At 69.8% G+C, this 14,360-nt stretch carries 20 protein-coding genes; 12 read left to right on the forward strand and 8 right to left on the reverse strand.

Annotation, left to right across the window (positions count from 1 at the left end; all coding sequences use genetic code 11):
- Positions 1-54: 54 nt before the first annotated feature.
- The 4 genes from FDM97_RS03040 to FDM97_RS03060 form a co-directional block, all read right to left on the reverse strand.
- Positions 55-963: an isopenicillin N synthase family dioxygenase gene (locus tag FDM97_RS03040; protein WP_137988724.1), complete on the reverse strand. Its 909-nt coding sequence runs from the start codon at positions 961-963 to the stop codon at positions 55-57.
- Positions 956-1,408: a nucleoside deaminase gene (locus FDM97_RS03045; RefSeq protein ID WP_137988725.1), complete on the reverse strand. Its 453-nt coding sequence runs from the start codon at positions 1,406-1,408 to the stop codon at positions 956-958. The genes FDM97_RS03040 and FDM97_RS03045 overlap by 8 nt, the downstream gene beginning before the upstream one ends.
- A 219-nt stretch (positions 1,409-1,627) precedes the next feature.
- Positions 1,628-2,230 (reverse strand): DUF1700 domain-containing protein, encoded by a 603-nt coding sequence (locus tag FDM97_RS03055; protein WP_137988726.1) that lies wholly within the window; start codon positions 2,228-2,230, stop codon positions 1,628-1,630.
- A complete protein-coding gene (locus FDM97_RS03060; protein WP_137988727.1) occupies positions 2,227-2,601 on the reverse strand; it encodes a PadR family transcriptional regulator in 375 nt (124 codons plus the stop codon). Before FDM97_RS03060 ends, FDM97_RS03055 begins: the two co-directional genes overlap by 4 nt.
- Positions 2,602-2,905: 304 nt before the next feature.
- Here FDM97_RS03060 and FDM97_RS03065 point away from each other — a divergent pair, with 304 nt between their 5' ends.
- Positions 2,906-3,838: a DMT family transporter gene (locus FDM97_RS03065; RefSeq protein ID WP_137988728.1), complete on the forward strand. Its 933-nt coding sequence runs from the start codon at positions 2,906-2,908 to the stop codon at positions 3,836-3,838.
- Here the strand turns inward: FDM97_RS03065 and FDM97_RS03070 are convergent.
- Positions 3,744-4,625, reverse strand: a complete 882-nt coding sequence (locus FDM97_RS03070; RefSeq protein WP_137988729.1) for a LysR family transcriptional regulator — start codon at positions 4,623-4,625, stop codon at positions 3,744-3,746. The two genes, FDM97_RS03065 and FDM97_RS03070, sit on opposite strands and share 95 nt — an antisense overlap.
- Positions 4,625-5,011: a PLD nuclease N-terminal domain-containing protein gene (locus FDM97_RS03075; protein WP_137988730.1), complete on the reverse strand. Its 387-nt coding sequence runs from the start codon at positions 5,009-5,011 to the stop codon at positions 4,625-4,627. Before FDM97_RS03075 ends, FDM97_RS03070 begins: the two co-directional genes overlap by 1 nt.
- Before the next feature lie 89 nt (positions 5,012-5,100).
- Here FDM97_RS03075 and FDM97_RS03080 point away from each other — a divergent pair, with 89 nt between their 5' ends.
- From FDM97_RS03080 to FDM97_RS03105, 6 genes are read left to right on the forward strand one after another with little or no spacing between them, the layout of a single operon-like run.
- Positions 5,101-6,552 (forward strand): menaquinone biosynthesis decarboxylase, encoded by a 1,452-nt coding sequence (locus FDM97_RS03080; protein WP_137988731.1) that lies wholly within the window; start codon positions 5,101-5,103, stop codon positions 6,550-6,552.
- A complete protein-coding gene (locus tag FDM97_RS03085; RefSeq protein ID WP_137988732.1) occupies positions 6,549-6,941 on the forward strand; it encodes a hypothetical protein in 393 nt (130 codons plus the stop codon). Before FDM97_RS03080 ends, FDM97_RS03085 begins: the two co-directional genes overlap by 4 nt.
- A complete protein-coding gene (gene mqnP / locus FDM97_RS03090) occupies positions 6,938-7,861 on the forward strand; it encodes a menaquinone biosynthesis prenyltransferase MqnP (protein WP_137988733.1) in 924 nt (307 codons plus the stop codon). Before FDM97_RS03085 ends, mqnP begins: the two co-directional genes overlap by 4 nt.
- 45 nt (positions 7,862-7,906) lie before the next feature.
- Complete coding sequence (locus tag FDM97_RS03095; protein WP_137988734.1) at positions 7,907-8,179, forward strand: type II toxin-antitoxin system Phd/YefM family antitoxin; 273 nt, start codon at positions 7,907-7,909, stop codon at positions 8,177-8,179.
- Positions 8,176-8,427, forward strand: coding sequence for a type II toxin-antitoxin system RelE family toxin (locus tag FDM97_RS03100; protein WP_217510222.1), 252 nt, complete (start codon positions 8,176-8,178; stop codon positions 8,425-8,427). The genes FDM97_RS03095 and FDM97_RS03100 overlap by 4 nt, the downstream gene beginning before the upstream one ends.
- Positions 8,428-8,466: 39 nt before the next feature.
- Entirely contained in the window at positions 8,467-9,147 is a 681-nt protein-coding gene (locus tag FDM97_RS03105) for a UbiX family flavin prenyltransferase (RefSeq protein WP_137988735.1), read from the forward strand.
- Here the strand turns inward: FDM97_RS03105 and FDM97_RS36805 are convergent.
- Entirely contained in the window at positions 9,144-9,269 is a 126-nt protein-coding gene (locus FDM97_RS36805; RefSeq protein WP_284440317.1) for a hypothetical protein, read from the reverse strand. The genes FDM97_RS03105 and FDM97_RS36805 overlap by 4 nt on opposite strands.
- A 125-nt stretch (positions 9,270-9,394) precedes the next feature.
- On the opposite strand from FDM97_RS36805, the gene FDM97_RS03110 reads away from it, so the two are divergent.
- The 5 genes from FDM97_RS03110 (at position 9,395) to FDM97_RS03130 (ending at position 13,622) form a co-directional block, all read left to right on the forward strand.
- Positions 9,395-9,850, forward strand: a complete 456-nt coding sequence (locus tag FDM97_RS03110) for an Lrp/AsnC family transcriptional regulator (RefSeq protein ID WP_019888578.1) — start codon at positions 9,395-9,397, stop codon at positions 9,848-9,850.
- A gap of 51 nt (positions 9,851-9,901) precedes the next feature.
- A complete protein-coding gene (gene mqnE / locus FDM97_RS03115) occupies positions 9,902-11,065 on the forward strand; it encodes an aminofutalosine synthase MqnE (protein ID WP_137988736.1) in 1,164 nt (387 codons plus the stop codon).
- Positions 11,066-11,075: 10 nt separating this feature from the next.
- Positions 11,076-11,600: a GNAT family N-acetyltransferase gene (locus FDM97_RS03120; protein WP_137988737.1), complete on the forward strand. Its 525-nt coding sequence runs from the start codon at positions 11,076-11,078 to the stop codon at positions 11,598-11,600.
- Positions 11,601-11,717: 117 nt separating this feature from the next.
- On the forward strand, positions 11,718-11,963 hold the full coding sequence (locus tag FDM97_RS03125) for a DUF4229 domain-containing protein (RefSeq protein ID WP_137994627.1): 246 nt from the start codon (positions 11,718-11,720) through the stop codon (positions 11,961-11,963).
- A 339-nt stretch (positions 11,964-12,302) separates the two neighbouring features.
- Positions 12,303-13,622 (forward strand): dicarboxylate/amino acid:cation symporter, encoded by a 1,320-nt coding sequence (locus FDM97_RS03130; protein WP_137988738.1) that lies wholly within the window; start codon positions 12,303-12,305, stop codon positions 13,620-13,622.
- A gap of 131 nt (positions 13,623-13,753) precedes the next feature.
- Here FDM97_RS03130 and FDM97_RS03135 read toward each other — a convergent pair whose 3' ends face one another.
- On the reverse strand, positions 13,754-14,323 hold the full coding sequence (locus FDM97_RS03135; RefSeq protein WP_137988739.1) for a MepB family protein: 570 nt from the start codon (positions 14,321-14,323) through the stop codon (positions 13,754-13,756).
- Positions 14,324-14,360: the final 37 nt, after the last annotated feature.

Raw genomic sequence — 14,360 nt, forward strand, 5'->3', positions numbered from 1 at the left:
TCGACAGGGTGTTGGGAAAGCGGCAGGCTTTTCGACACTGGTGGGCAGGGGTTGTCATCCGGTGGTGATCGCGTCGAGCTGGGCGCGCAGATACGTGTGGGACTCGATGCCGGCGAGGGTGGTTCCCGGGTCGCACTCGTAGAAGTACACCAGCGACATCAGCTCCTCGGCGGGTGCGTCGGCGGGCGGCGGCAGGACCCGGTGGCGCCCGGAGCGCCAGCGTCCGGCCGTCCAACGCGCCATCAGGTCCCCGATGTTGATCGTGAACGCCTCGGGGTCGTACGGGGCGTCCTGCCAGCCGCCCGAGTCGGTGAACACCTGCAGGCCGCCCTTGCCCGCCTGCCGGTCCAGGACCGTGACCGTGCCGAAGTCGGTGTGCGGGCCGATCCGGAACTGGCCGGGCTCCGGCTCGCCGGTCCGCTCCCGCCCCGGATACCAGTTGACGTTGAAGCCGAAGGTGGGGTGACCGGTGTGCCGGGTGAAGAAGTCCCGGTCCTCGCCGAGGGCCGTGCCGAGCAGCTCCAGGATCCGGTCCGAGAGCGCACGCATCAGCGCCAGATACGTCTCCACCAGCGGCTTCAGCTCGGGTGCCTCGGCGGGCCAGGTGTTCGGCAGGAACCATTCGGCGTCCACGGCCGCGTCCCCGGTCGGCTCCTCCGCCGCGAAGGAGAGCGACTCCTTCAGGTCGGGCGGGGTCGCCGTCCCCTCCGCGTACCCGTTGGCCTCCGCGCCCGGCCCGAGCCAGCCGCGTCCGCCGACCTTCACCGCGTACGGCTCCTTGAGGGCGGCCGGGAGGTGGAAGAAGCGCCGGGCGACGGCACGGATCTCCCGGCGCAGCCCCGGCTCGACACCATGCCCGGTGACCAGCAGGAAGCCGGCCTCGCGCAGGGCGCGGTCGATCGCGGGCAGCTGCCCGGCGGGGTCCGCGGCCAGATCGATCGTCGGAATGCTCGACTCACTCATCGCCGATGTCCTCGTTCCAGAGCGCCGGATGCTTCTCGATGAACTCCCGCATCAGGGCGGTGCATTCGGGGTCGTCGAGCACCAGGACCTCCACCCCGTGCTCCGCGAGCCAGTCGTGCCCGCCGTGGAAGGTCTCCGCCTCGCCGACGACCACCCGCGAGATCCCGAACTGGCGCACCAGGCCGGAGCAGTACCAGCAGGGGGAGAGGGTCGTCACCATCGTCGTCCCCCGGTACGAGCGCTGCCGGCCGGCCGCCCGGAAGGCGGCGGTCTCCGCGTGCGTCGACGGGTCCCCGTCCTGCACGCGCCGGTTGTGCCCCCGCCCGAGCAGCGTCCCGTCGGCCGCGTAGAGCGCGGCCCCGATCGGGATCCCGCCCTCGGCGAGCCCGGCCCGAGCCTCGTCGAGGGCGGTGGTGAGCCACTTGCGGGCCTGTTCCTGATCCATGCGGAGAGCCTTTCCCGCCGGACCGGGGCCGTCACACCTGTTGGTGGCCGTCGTCCGTCGGCAGCGGATCGACGACGAAGGTGCCCTTGCCGTGAACGGTCAGGATCAGGCCCCGCTCGCGCAGGACCCGGGCCGCGCGGCGCACCAGAGGTGACCGGGCCCCGTCGAGGAGCGTCGCCTGCTGTCCTGCCCTGACGCCCCGGACGAAGAGGGTTCCGGTCAGGCGCGGCGGACCCGCCAGAGCCAGGTCGCCGTGCCGGTCAGCAGGGCGAGCATCGCCAGGTTGGCCAGGAGGGCCGGGCCGTCGCCCGCCGGGCCGCCGCTGGACAGGTTCCAGGTGGCGACGGCGACGCTCGGCAGGACGGCGGCAAGGAGGACGCCGGTGGTCTTCTGGACGGCGGTCCAGTGCACCGAGGTGCAGAGAAGCACCGCGCCGACGACGCGGAACAGGACGCCGAACAGGGGGCCGGGGTGGTCGGGGAAGGCCATCATGAAGGGCAGCGAGAGGGTGAGCATCAGGAGTGGTGCCAGGGGGTGCACCTTGCCGCGCCGGGCGGGTGCGCCGACACCGCCCGGGGTCGAGGTCCCGGCCCGGGCGGCCCCGTTCCCCGCCTCGGCCAGCGCCGTCGCCGCGATCGTGCGGGGGTCCCCCAACTGCGCCAGGACCTCGCCGATCGCGGCGTCGGGGCGCTCGGCGCGCGTCACCTCGATGTGTTCGGCCAGGTCGGCGAGGAGTTCCTGGCGACGGTCGGCAGGGAGTGCGGAAGCCTCGCGCTCGACGGTGGAGAGGTAGTCGCGTACGGGGTCGGCGGAGGACTTCATGCGGGGTCTCCCGTGGAGGGGGGCGGGGTGGTCAGGAACGCGTCGACGGCGTTGCGGAAGCCGGGCCAGACGCGGGTGAACTCGTCGAGCGCGGCCCGGCCGCTGTCGGTGAGCGCGTAGTAGCGACGGGGCGGTCCGGAGGCGGACTCCTGCCACGTGGTGGTGACCAGGTCGTCGCGGCGGAGCCGGGAGAGCAGCGGGTAGACCGTGCCCTGACTGGTGGCCAGGGCGCCGGAGTCCTCCAGGGCGCGGAGGAGTTCCACGCCGTAGCGGGGGCGGTCCCGCATCAGGGCGAGGACGCAGTACTCCAGGACACCCTTGCGCAGCTGGGCGGCTGCCCGGGCCTGCTTGGTCGAATCACCTGGTTCCATGCCATGCAAGATACCCGGCGGGGCAAGTGTCTGGAAAGGGGTGCCGCCACGGAGGGAGAGACACCGGCCGGGAGGTGACGTCGAGTCGCGCGGGTCGGCCGGGGCCGGGGTCCTCACGTGTCGGCGTCCGTCCCCACCTCGTACGGGAAGCGGGCGAGGTCCCCTCCGGTGTCAGGGTGCCCCGGTGCCAACTTCGCCTTCCCCGGCGGTATTCCGGCCCCATCGGTCCTGCCGATGGGCCCATCGGCAGGACGCCCCACTGGCTCGTGGACCGGCCGGGTCGGGTCTCCGTAGCGTCACTGCCATGAGAAACGAGCGCGGAACGCAGACCAGGGGAACCATCGAACTGACCCTCGCCATGGTGCTCTCCGGCACCCTCGGCATCTTCGTCGTCGAGTCCGGGGCGTCGCCCTTCAACGTGGTGTTCTTCCGGTGCCTCTTCGGGGCCGCCGCCCTCGGCGCGTACAGCCTGGCCCGCGGCTACTTCACCGGGCACGGCCTCACGCCGAAGAAGCTCGGACTCGCCGCGCTGGGCGGGGTGTTCATCGTCTTCAACTGGGTCCTGCTCTTCGAGGCGTACGAGGCCACCTCGATCTCCTTCGCCACCGTCGTCTACCACACGCAGCCGTTCTTCCTGGTGGTGCTCGGCGCGGTGATGTTCCGGGAGCGGATCACGGCCGCCAAGTTCGGCTGGCTCGCCGTCGCCTTCATCGGGCTCGTCCTCGTCTCCGGCATCCGGCCCGGGGACACCGCCTCCCTCAAGGGGCTCGGACTCGCGCTCGGCGCCGCCGTGCTCTACGCCCTGTCGACCATCGTCACCAAGCGGATCACCGGCGTGCGGCCCCACCTGATCGCCCTCGTGCAGGTCCTCGTCGGCATCCCGCTGCTGCTGCCCTTCGCCGACTTCGGGGCGGCGGCCGGCCTCGGTGCCGGATGGGGCTGGCTCGCCGGGCTCGGGCTCATCCACACCGGGCTCATGTACGTGCTGATGTACGCGGCCTACCAGAAGCTGCCCACCGCGAAGATCGCCGTGCTCGCCTTCACCTACCCGGCCGTCGCGATGTTCGCCGACTGGGCGGTGTACGGGCACCACATCGGCCTCGTCCAGGCGCTCGGCGTCCCGCTGATCGTGCTCGCGAGCCTCAAGGTGACTCTCGTACGAGCCGCCGCGCCTGCTCCACGAACAGCCGCACATGCGCCGGAAGCCGCTTCCCCCGCCGCCACGCGATCTGCGTGAAGACGGAGAACGGCGGCTCCCAGTCCAGCTCCACCAGAGCCCCGGACGCCAGCTCCTCGGAGACGGCGATCCGGGGCAGCAGCGCGATCCCGAGACCGCTCGCCACGCCCCGCTTGGTCGCCTCGAGCGTGCCGAACTCCGTGAACGGCGGCGCCCACTCCCGTAGTTCCGCCTCGAACAGGTCGCGATACGGGCACCCCGGCTCGGTCCCCACCAGCTGTGCGGCCGCCAGGTCCGCGTCCTTCAGGCCCGTACGCCCGGCCAGCCCGTGCCGGGGCGAGGCCACCAGGACCAGCGGCTCCTGGCTGAGGATCTCGCTCTCCAGACCGGCGTGCTCGGTCGCGGGGTCGATCAGGAAGCCGATGTCGTACGTCCCCTGGCGCAGCGCCTGCCGGGTCTCGTCACCGAGCGTGGGGCGCAGCGAGAGCCGCACCTTCGGGTAGCGGTGGTGGAAGAGCTCCAGGAGCGGCGGCAGCCGGTAGGAGGTGAGCGACTCCATCGTGCCGACGGCGATCGTCCCGGCCGGCTCCTCGGTCTCCACGACCGCCGCCCGCGCCTCCTCGGACAGCTCGATGATCCTGCGGGCGTACGGCAGGAGCCGCTCACCGGCCTCGGTCAGCCGGATGCGGCTGCCGAGGCGCTCGAAGAGCTCCACGCCGAGGGAGGACTCCAGGGAGCGGATCTGGCTGGTGACGCTGGACTGGGCGTACCGCAGCTCGGTGGCGGCCCGGGTGAAGCTCAGGACGGTCGCGACCTTCTCGAAGGTGACCAGGAGCCGCAGCTCCATCACTGGTCCTTGTCGCCGTCCTGCTCGCGCTTCTTCAGCTCCTCCTCGCGGCGGCGCAGGTCCGCCTCCCAGTCCTTGAGGAGGGACTCGTCCTTCTTGTTCTCGTCGCGGAGGGACTTGAGGAAGTCGGGGTTGTCGTCGGGGGCGACCCACTCGGTGCGGTGGTTGCGGTGCCACTCGGAGGGCGTACGGCCGCCGGCGGGGGACTTGCGCGTCTTGCCGACAGCGAACCAGACGATCGACCCGGCCACGGGGAACAGCAGGATGAGGAAGACCCAGACCACCTTCGGCAGGTACTTGGCCTCGTCGTCGGGGGTGGTGACGCAGTCGATGCAGGCATAGATCGCCAGCGCCAACGGCAGGATGATCATTAGCGCCCTGAGCATGTGGGACAGCCCCCTGGAAGCGATGGCGGGGCTCGTTTCGACGGCCCCGGTGACAGGCCCAGCCTAGCCGGTGACCGATACTGGCCCCTATGGCTTACGACGATCTCCGCTCGCTGCTCAGGGCCCTTGAGCGCGAAGGCGACCTCAAGCGCATCAAGGCCGAAGTCGATCCGTACCTGGAGGTCGGGGAGATCGTCGACCGGGTGAACAAGGCGGGAGGTCCGGCGCTCCTCTTCGAGAACGTCAAGGGCTCCGCCATGCCGCTCGCGATGAACGTCTTCGGGACGGACCGCCGGCTGCTGAAGGCGCTGGGCCTGAAGTCGTACGAGGAGATCAGCGAGAAGATCGGCGGGCTGCTCAAGCCGGAGCTGCCGCACGGTTTCGTCGGGGTGCGGGAGGCCTTCGGCAAGCTGGGCTCGATGGTGCACGTGCCGCCGAGGAAGGTGAAGGACGCGCCCGTCCAGGAGGTCGTCCTGACCGGGGACGACGTGGACCTGGACCGGCTGCCGGCGCTGTTCACCTGGCCGAAGGACGGCGGGTCCTTCTTCAACCTGGGCCTGACGCACACCAAGCACCCGGAGACGGGGGTGCGGAACCTCGGTCTCTACCGGCTGCAGCGCCACGACAAGCGCACCATCGGGATGCACTGGCAGATCCACAAGGACAGCCGCAACCACTACGCGGTGGCGGCGGAGCGGGGCGAGCGGCTGCCGGTCGCGATCGCCTTCGGGTGCCCGCCGGCGGTGACGTACGCGTCGACGGCGCCGCTGCCGGGTGACATCGACGAGTACCTGTTCGCGGGCTTCGTGCAGGGCAAGCGGATCGAGATGGTCGACTGCAAGACGGTGCCGCTGCAGGTGCCGGCGAACGCGGAGGTCGTCATCGAGGGCTGGCTGGAGCCGGGCGAGATGCTTCCGGAGGGGCCGTTCGGCGACCACACGGGCTTCTACACGCCGCAGGAGCCGTTCCCCGCGCTGAAGATCGACTGCGTGACGATGCGGAAGCGTCCGCTGCTGCAGTCGATCGTGGTGGGCCGGCCGCCGACGGAGGACGGCCCGCTGGGCCGCGCCACGGAGCGCTTCTTCCTGCCGCTGCTCAAGATCATCGTGCCGGACATCGTGGACTACCACCTGCCGGAGTCGGGCGGCTTCCACAACTGCGCGATCGTCTCGATCGACAAGAAGTACCCGAAGCACGCGCAGAAGGTCATGCACGCCATCTGGGGCGCGCACATGATGTCGCTGACGAAGCTGATCATCGTGGTGGACAAGGACTGCGACGTGCACGACCTGCACGAGGTCTCCTGGCGGGCCCTGGGCAACACGGACTACGCCCGCGACCTCACGGTCGTCGAGGGCCCGGTGGACCACCTGGACCACGCCTCGTACCAGCAGTTCTGGGGCGGCAAGGCGGGCATCGACGCGACGAAGAAGCTCCCCGAGGAGGGCTACACCCGCGACGGCGGCTGGCCGGACATGGTGGAGTCGGACCCGTCGACGGCGGCCCTGGTGGACCGCCGCTGGAAGGAGTACGGGCTGTGAGCCCGGAGCTTCGGATCGGCGACGACGTCGCCTGGGTCGCGCTGGCGCATGACCCGGGTTCCTCGGAGGGCTGGCGGGTGACGGCGGACTGGGACGACGTGTTCTCGGCGGGTTTCGGCGCCTACCTGGACCTCGACGAGGTGGCTGCGTTCACGGACGCGTTGCGCGCGGGGCTCGAGAGCGGCGGGTCGTTCCGGCTGCCGGTGACCGAGGCGCGGAGCAACCCGCTGGAGCTCCAGTCGGTTCCGGTCGGGGACGGCTTCGCCTTCCACGTGCGGCTGACGCCGAAGGGGCACGACACGGGTGTCCACCTCGACCTGGAGATCGACCCCATGGACAGGGCCGAGCTGCGCACCCGCATCGAAGACTTCCGGAGGTTCCTCGGATGACGTCTGCCGCCGAGGGAGTTCTCGGTTCCGGGCCCGCTCCCGAGCCCACGGGCAAGGTGAAGGCCTTCCTGCGGCTCGTGATGATCGAGCACTCGGTGTTCGCGCTGCCGTTCGCGTACATCGCCTCGCTGACCGCGATGTTCCAGGTGGACCGGGACATCCACTGGGTGACCCTGCTGCTCGTCACCCTCTGCATGGTCGGGCTGCGGACCTTCGCGATGGCCTGCAACCGGATCATCGACCGGGAGATCGACGCCCGTAATCCGCGCACCGCGGGACGGGAGCTGGTGACCGGGGCCGTGTCCGTGCGGTCCGCGTGGACCGGGGCGGGGATCGCGGTCGTCGTGTTCCTGGGGGCCGCGGCGCTGCTGAATCCGCTGTGTCTGGCGCTCGCGCCGCTCGCCGTCGTGCCGATGGTGGTCTACCCGTACGGGAAGAGGTTCACGAACTTCCCGCACGCGATCCTCGGGCTCGCCCAGGCCATAGGGCCGATCGGGGCCTGGATCGCGGTGACCGGGGCGTGGTCCTGGGACGCGGTGATCCTGGGCCTGGCGGTCGGCGTCTGGATCGGCGGCTTCGACCTGATCTTCGCCTGCCAGGACGTCCAGGCGGACCGCGCCCACGGCGTCCTGTCCGTCCCGGCCCGCTTCGGCGTTCCGGCCGCGCTCTGGGGCGCGCGGGCCTCGGCGGTCGTCACGACCGGGCTGCTCGTCTGGTACGCGCTGGCGACGGACGCGGGGCTGTTCTTCTGGACCGGTCTGGTGATCGTGGTGGCGGCGTTCTGCTACGAGCACACGATCGTGAAGCCGCACGACCTGTCCCGCCTGAACCGCGCGTTCTTCACCACGAACGGCTTCATCGGGATCTCCCTCTTCGTGTGCGCGCTGCTCGACCTGCTGGTGCGCGGCCTGACCGTGTAGTTCGAACGGCCACCGTACGGACCCGCAGGTGTGTACAGTTTCTTCATGGATACGTATCCGCTCGTGGAGGCCCGCAACCAGCTGGGACAGCTGGTGGGCCGGGTCCGCCACGGCCACGAACACATCCTCATCAGTGAGTACGGGAAGCCGGCGGCGGCTCTCGTGCCGATAGACGAACTCGAGGAGCTCCAGCGCTTCCGGGACGAGGCGGACATCGCGGAGGCCAGGCGCCGCGAGGCGGATCCCGGCGGGCCGCGGCTCGATCACGACGCGTTCATGGCACAGCTGGAGGCTGAGGACAGGCAGGCCGAACGGTGAGCCGTGTCGTGGTCTGGGAGCACCTGGCGATGCAGGAGTTCCGCCGACTGCGCGAGGCCGATCCCGTCGGCGCGAAGGCGTGCGCGGCAGCCATTCGGGTGCTGGCCGAGGAGCCGCGTCCGGGCGAGGCGCGCGCTTTGGGGGGATCCGGCTATTACCGGCTGCCGGTAGGGGATTGGCGGGTGCTGTACCGCCCGGACGATGCGTCCGTCACGGTGTACGTCGTCAAAGTCGGCAAGGCAGCCTGAGTAAGGCCGCCCTCCACGCCGCCGGATAGGCTCGTCGGCGTGGAGCCGGTAGAGAAACAGCAGCGTCGTCCCTGGGTGGTCGGGGTGTCCGGGGCGTCAGGGACCCCGTACGCCGCCGCCGTCCTGAGGGGGCTGCTCGCAGCGGGGGAGAGCGTCGATCTGGTCGTCTCGCGGGCGTCGAGGCTGACGCTGCTCGACGAGACCGGGATCGCCTTCCGGGATGCCCACTGGCGCGAGGACCTCGCGCAGTGGCTCGCGCGGGGCGCGGACGGGAAGCCCGGCACCTTCGAGGTGGACGTCGACGACGTGCGGTACTGGGCCGCCGGGGATCTGGCCGCGGGGCCGTCCTCGGGGTCGTACCCCGTCAAGGGGATGCTGATCGTTCCCGCGTCGACCGCCTCGGTGGCGGGTGTGGCGCTGGGGCTTTCGAAGGACCTGTTGCAGCGGGCGGCGAGCGTGACGCTCAAGGAGCGGCGGCCGCTGGTGGTCGCGGTGCGGGAGACCCCGCTGAACGGGCAGACGCTGAAGCACCTGGTGGCGCTGGACGAGGCGGGCGCCGTGGTGCTGCCCGCCTCTCCGGCGTTCTACGCGGGGGCGACGCACATCCAGGATCTGGTGGACTTCGTCGCCGGGCGGGTGCTCGACGCGGCAGGGGTGCCGCACCGGCTGTACCGCCGCTGGGAGGGGGAGCTCGGTGGGGCTTCCTCCCGGGGGGATTAGCGCTTCTTGGAGGCGCGCTTCTTCTCGGCGCGCTTCGAAGCGGACGGCTGGTGGGCACGCGAGCGGTTGGCCAGGTCCTGCAGCTCGCGCATACGGGCGTAGGCCATCTCGATCGTGTACACGGTGAACACCACTCCTGAAAGATCGTCTTTGATCAACTGAAAGATTCACAGGGTGTCGCCCCTGTGTACCTTAGATTCTATACCTAAACTCGCGGTATCGCTGGACAATGGAAGGCTTCGTACCTATGGACGCCGTGGACAGGCAGCTCATCCAGGCTCTGCGCGAGAACGGCAGGGCTTCGTACGCCGAACTCGGCCGGCTCGTCGGGCTCTCCGGCCCCTCCGTCACCGACCGCATCAACCGTCTGGAGGCGGCCGGGGTCATCACCGGCTACCGCGCGACGGTCGACGCGGCCTCGCTCGGCCTCGGCGTCACCGCCCTCATCGGCATCTCCCTCTCCGACGCCGCCGACCACGAGGACGTGGCGCGCCGCCTGAAGGACCTCGCCGAGATCGAGGACTGCTGGTTCATCGCGGGCGACGACTCGTACATGCTCAAGGTGCGGGCGAGCGACGTCGACGGGCTGGAGAAGACGATCCGCCGGCTCTCCGGCACCAAGGGCGTCTCCCGCACCCGTACGACGATCGTGCTCTCCACCAAGTGGGAGAACCGGGTCGGGGATCTCCCCGAAGAGGGCTGAGAGTACGGTGGGTGGAGCCTGAAACACGTCAGACATGGGAGGCGGCCGTACATGGACGCGGGACTCAAGCGCGACCTTGAGCAGAAGGTCCGTTCCGGAGAGCGGCTGAGCCGGGAGGACGGCATCGCTCTCTACGAGTCCGACGACCTGGCCTGGCTCGGCGGCCTGGCCCACGAGGTCAGGACCCGCAAGAACGGTGACGTCGTCCACTTCAACGTCAACCGTCACCTCAACATGACGAACGTGTGCACCGCCTCCTGCGCGTACTGCTCGTTCCAGCGCAAGCCGGGCGAGAAGGACGCGTACACGATGCGCATCGAGGAGGCCGTCCGCCTCGCCAAGGCGATGGAGAACGAGAACCTCACCGAGCTGCACATCGTCAACGGGCTCCACCCCAACCTGCCCTGGCGCTACTACCCGCGCTCCCTCTCGGAGCTGAAGAAGGCGCTGCCGAACGTCTCGCTGAAGGCGTTCACGGCGACCGAGATCCACCACTTCGAGACGATCTCGGGCATGTCGGCCTCCGACATCCTCGACGAGCTGATCGAGGCCGGTCTGGAGTCCCTCACCGGCGGTGGCGCGGAGATCTTCGACTGGGAGGTCCGCCGGCACATCGTGGACCACCGCACGCACTGGGAGGACTGGTCCCGGATCCACCGCCTCGCGCACGCGAAGGGGCTCAAGACCCCCTCGACGATGCTGTACGGGCACATCGAGGAGCCCCGTCACCGCGTCGACCACGTGCTGCGGCTGCGTGAGCTCCAGGACGAGACCGGCGGCTTCCAGGTCTTCATCCCGCTGCGCTACCAGCACGACTTCGTGGATATGAAGGACGGCAAGGTCCGCAACAAGCTCCAGGCCCGCACCACCATGGCGACCGGCGCCGAGGCCCTGAAGACCTTCGCGGTCTCGCGGCTGCTGTTCGACAACGTGCCGCACGTCAAGGTCTTCTGGGTCATGCACGGCATCCAGACCGCCCAGCTCGCGCTTCAGCACGGTGCGGACGACATGGACGGCTCGGTCGTCGAGTACAAGATCACGCACGACGCCGACAACTACGGCACGCCGAACAAGCTCACCCGTGACGACCTGCTCGAACTGATCCGGGACGCCGGCTTCCGCCCGGTGGAGCGCAACACGCGCTACGAGATCATCCGCGAGTACCCGGGGCCCGACGCGGACCGCCGCGAGTCGCCCCAGCCGATGCGGGTCTGAGACCGGTCCCATGGCGCTCACGTTCGCACTCGACCCCCCGATCACCCCTGCCCTGCGCGACGGCGTCCTGCGCCTGTGGGCGGACGTGTCCAACGCGGGCGGCGCCGTCGGCTTCGTCCCGCCGGTGACCGCCGACGAGATCCGGCCGGAGCTCGTCAAGCACCTCGTCGCGATGGCCGAGGGACGGATGCGGCTCGTCGTCGGGTACGAGGAGGACGGCACCGTCGCCGCCACCTCCTTCGTCGCGTACAACACGCACCGGCTGATGAAGCACTGGGTGTGGCTGTACACGGTGATGGTCCACCCCTCCCACCAGGGCAAGGGCTACGGGCGCGACCTGATGGCCGCCGTCGAGGACGCGGTGCGCGGCTTCGACGGGATCGAGGCGATACGGCTCACCTGCCGGGGCGGCACGGGCGTCGACCGCTTCTACGCCTCCTGCGGCTACAAGGAGGTCGGGCGGGTGCCCGGCGCGATCCGGGTGGCCGAGGGGGACGACCGCGACGACATCTTCATGCTGCTCCCGCTGAATTGATCACGTTTGCCCCGTGCTTCACTGGTCGGGCGAATCCGTACGACAGAGAAAGGGGCCGTCGTGTCCGAGAACGGGACGAGCAACGGGACGGGCGCAGCCACCCTCCGGTACACCCTCATGCGCATCGGCATCTTCGCCGGCTGCTTCCTCGCGCTCTGGGGGCTCGTCTACCTCGGCGTGCTGCCGAGCGGCCTCGGCGACTCCAACCTGCTGTGGGTGCTCCTCCTCTCCATCGTCATCTCCGCGCCGCTCAGCTTCGTGCTGCTGCGCAGGCAGCGGGACGCGATGTCCGAGCAGATCGTGTCCAAGGTGGACCGGGCGAAGGGGCGTCTCGAGGCCAACCGGGCCCGCGAGGACGCGTAAGGTTCATCACAGACGACACACCCCGATCGGGAGCTTCGAAGGCTCCTGAGCGGGGTGTTCTGCGTTTCGGAGGTCCAGGCGGCACCCGAGCACCTCAAAGAAGGGCTTTGAGCTTCTCAAAGTTCAAGTGTTAACGTGTCCGGCGTGAAGACAGCCGTGCGCCTCCCCGATGCCGTGAGCATTCCGCTCGTGGCGCGCCGGCATGTCGATCTGTGCCGCTGTATGTCCGCGGTCTGTTGCCGCGAGCTCTGACCCCGGCATCATGCAGCGGTACCGCCTGAGCGCGGTGTACCGCACCCCCGTCCCGTATGTTCCGATACGCACCTGTGGAGTGTGTCTGTGTCCGCGTCCGCGTCCACGCCGGAGACGAAGTCCCCGACTTCCTCCCGCATACCGAAGATCCCCTTCTGGGCCCAGATCGTCGCCGGTCTCGTGCTCGGTGTCCTGCTCGGCTGGCTCGCCCGCAGCCAGGACGTCAGCTGGCTCAAGCAGACCCTGGAGCAGGTCGGCGGCATCTTCGTCCAGCTCCTGAAGCTGGCCGTCGCGCCGCTCGTCTTCTTCGCGATCCTGGTGTCGATCACCAACCTGCGCAAGGTCAACAACGCTGCCCGGCTGGCCGGCCAGACGCTCATCTGGTTCATGATCACGTCCCTGATCGCCGTCGGCATCGGCCTCACGATCGGCCTGATCACCAACCCCGGCGCCGGCGCCGGAGTCACGACGCAGGACGCCAAGCTGCCCGAGAACAAGGGCAGCTGGATCGACTTCCTCACCGGCATCATCCCGACGGACGTCATCACGCCGTTCACCGAGCTGAACGTGCTGCAGATCGTCTTCATGGCCGCCGTCGCCGGTGTCGCCGCCCTCAAGATCGGCGAGCGGGCCCAGCCGATCCTCAACTTCTCCGAGTCCGTCCTGGAGCTGCTGCAGAAGGCGCTGTGGTGGGTCATCCGCCTCGCCCCGATCGGCACCGTCGGCCTCATCGGCAAGGCCATCGCCAACTACGGATGGGACCTGATCGGCAAGTACGCCACCTTCACCGCCGACATCTACATCGGCTGCGCCATCGTCCTCTTCGGCGTCTACCCGCTGCTCCTCGCGACGGTCGCCAAGGTCAGCCCGCTCCAGTTCTTCAAGGGCGCCTGGCCGGCCATCCAGCTGGCCTTCGTCTCCCGCTCCTCGGTCGGCACGATGCCGCTCACCCAGAAGGTCACCGAGCGCCTCGGCGTCCCGAAGGAGTACGCCTCCTTCGCCGTCCCGTTCGGCGCCACGACGAAGATGGACGGCTGCGCCGCGATCTACCCGGCGCTGGCCGCGATCTTCATCGCGCAGATCTTCGACGTGCAGCTGGGCCTCAAGGAGTACCTGCTGATCGTCTTCGTCTCCGTGGTCGGCTCCGCCGCCACCGCCGGTCTGACCGGGGCGACGGTCATGCTGACGCTGACGCTCTCGGCCCTGGGTCTCCCGCTGGAGGGCGTGGGTCTGCTGATGGCGATCGACCCGATCCTCGACATGGTCCGTACGGCCACGAACGTCGCCGGCCAGGCGCTGGTCCCGGTCGTCGTCGCCGCCCGCGAGAAGATCCTGGACGTCGACGCGTACAACGCGGCCTCGTCCTCCCCGGTCGACGAGCGCGAGCCGGTGGCCGTCGCCGCCTGATCGTCGCCGCGTAGCTCCACGTGCACGCCTGATGCCCATGTCCCCGGTGCGGGGGCATGGGCATCACGTCGTCAGCCACCAGCCGGCCCTGTCGGCGGGCCGGCTCGTCCTGTGGTCGCGCGGGCGCCGCCCTATGGGTGGTAGAGCTCTCGGGCACGGGCGGAGTCGATGGACCCGTCCTGGGGCAGGTGCAGGAAGTAGTCCAGCTGCCACGCCTGCGCCATGCCGGCTTGGCGGTTGGTGGTGGTCACCCAGGGCGGGTAGACGCGGAAGGCTCGCTTCCCACCGGAACCGTTCGCCGACACGACGTCGTGCCGGCGGAGCGCGTCCATGGGAATGACGAACTGGCCGAGGTGGTGCTGGTCGCGGGTGCTGATGACGAAGAGGTCGACGGGGTCCGTCGCGTCGAAGGGCTGGATGGGCCCGCCCGGGGCCCTCTTCCATACGGTGACGAACTGGCCGACCTTGGTGGGGGTCGTCCTGGCCGCGCGGAATCGGACGGAGAGTCCGTCGAGGGTGAACGCGTGGGCGGCGTACGCGGCACTCTCGGCTTCGGGGACCGGCTGCGAGCAGGTGAACCCGCAGGGGTCGTAGACGAGGGCCTTCGCCGCGAGGAGATCACTGTGGGCCGGGGCGGTGTCCGGCCACGGTGTGAATCCGGTGGGGTGGAGATCGGATGAGTGCTCGCGGTTCGTCGCCATTCGTTCACCCTGTCACGAAGGCACGGCGGGCCGGACC

It is taken from the genome of Streptomyces vilmorinianum, from assembly GCF_005517195.1.
GTDB lineage: Bacteria > Actinomycetota > Actinomycetes > Streptomycetales > Streptomycetaceae > Streptomyces > Streptomyces vilmorinianum.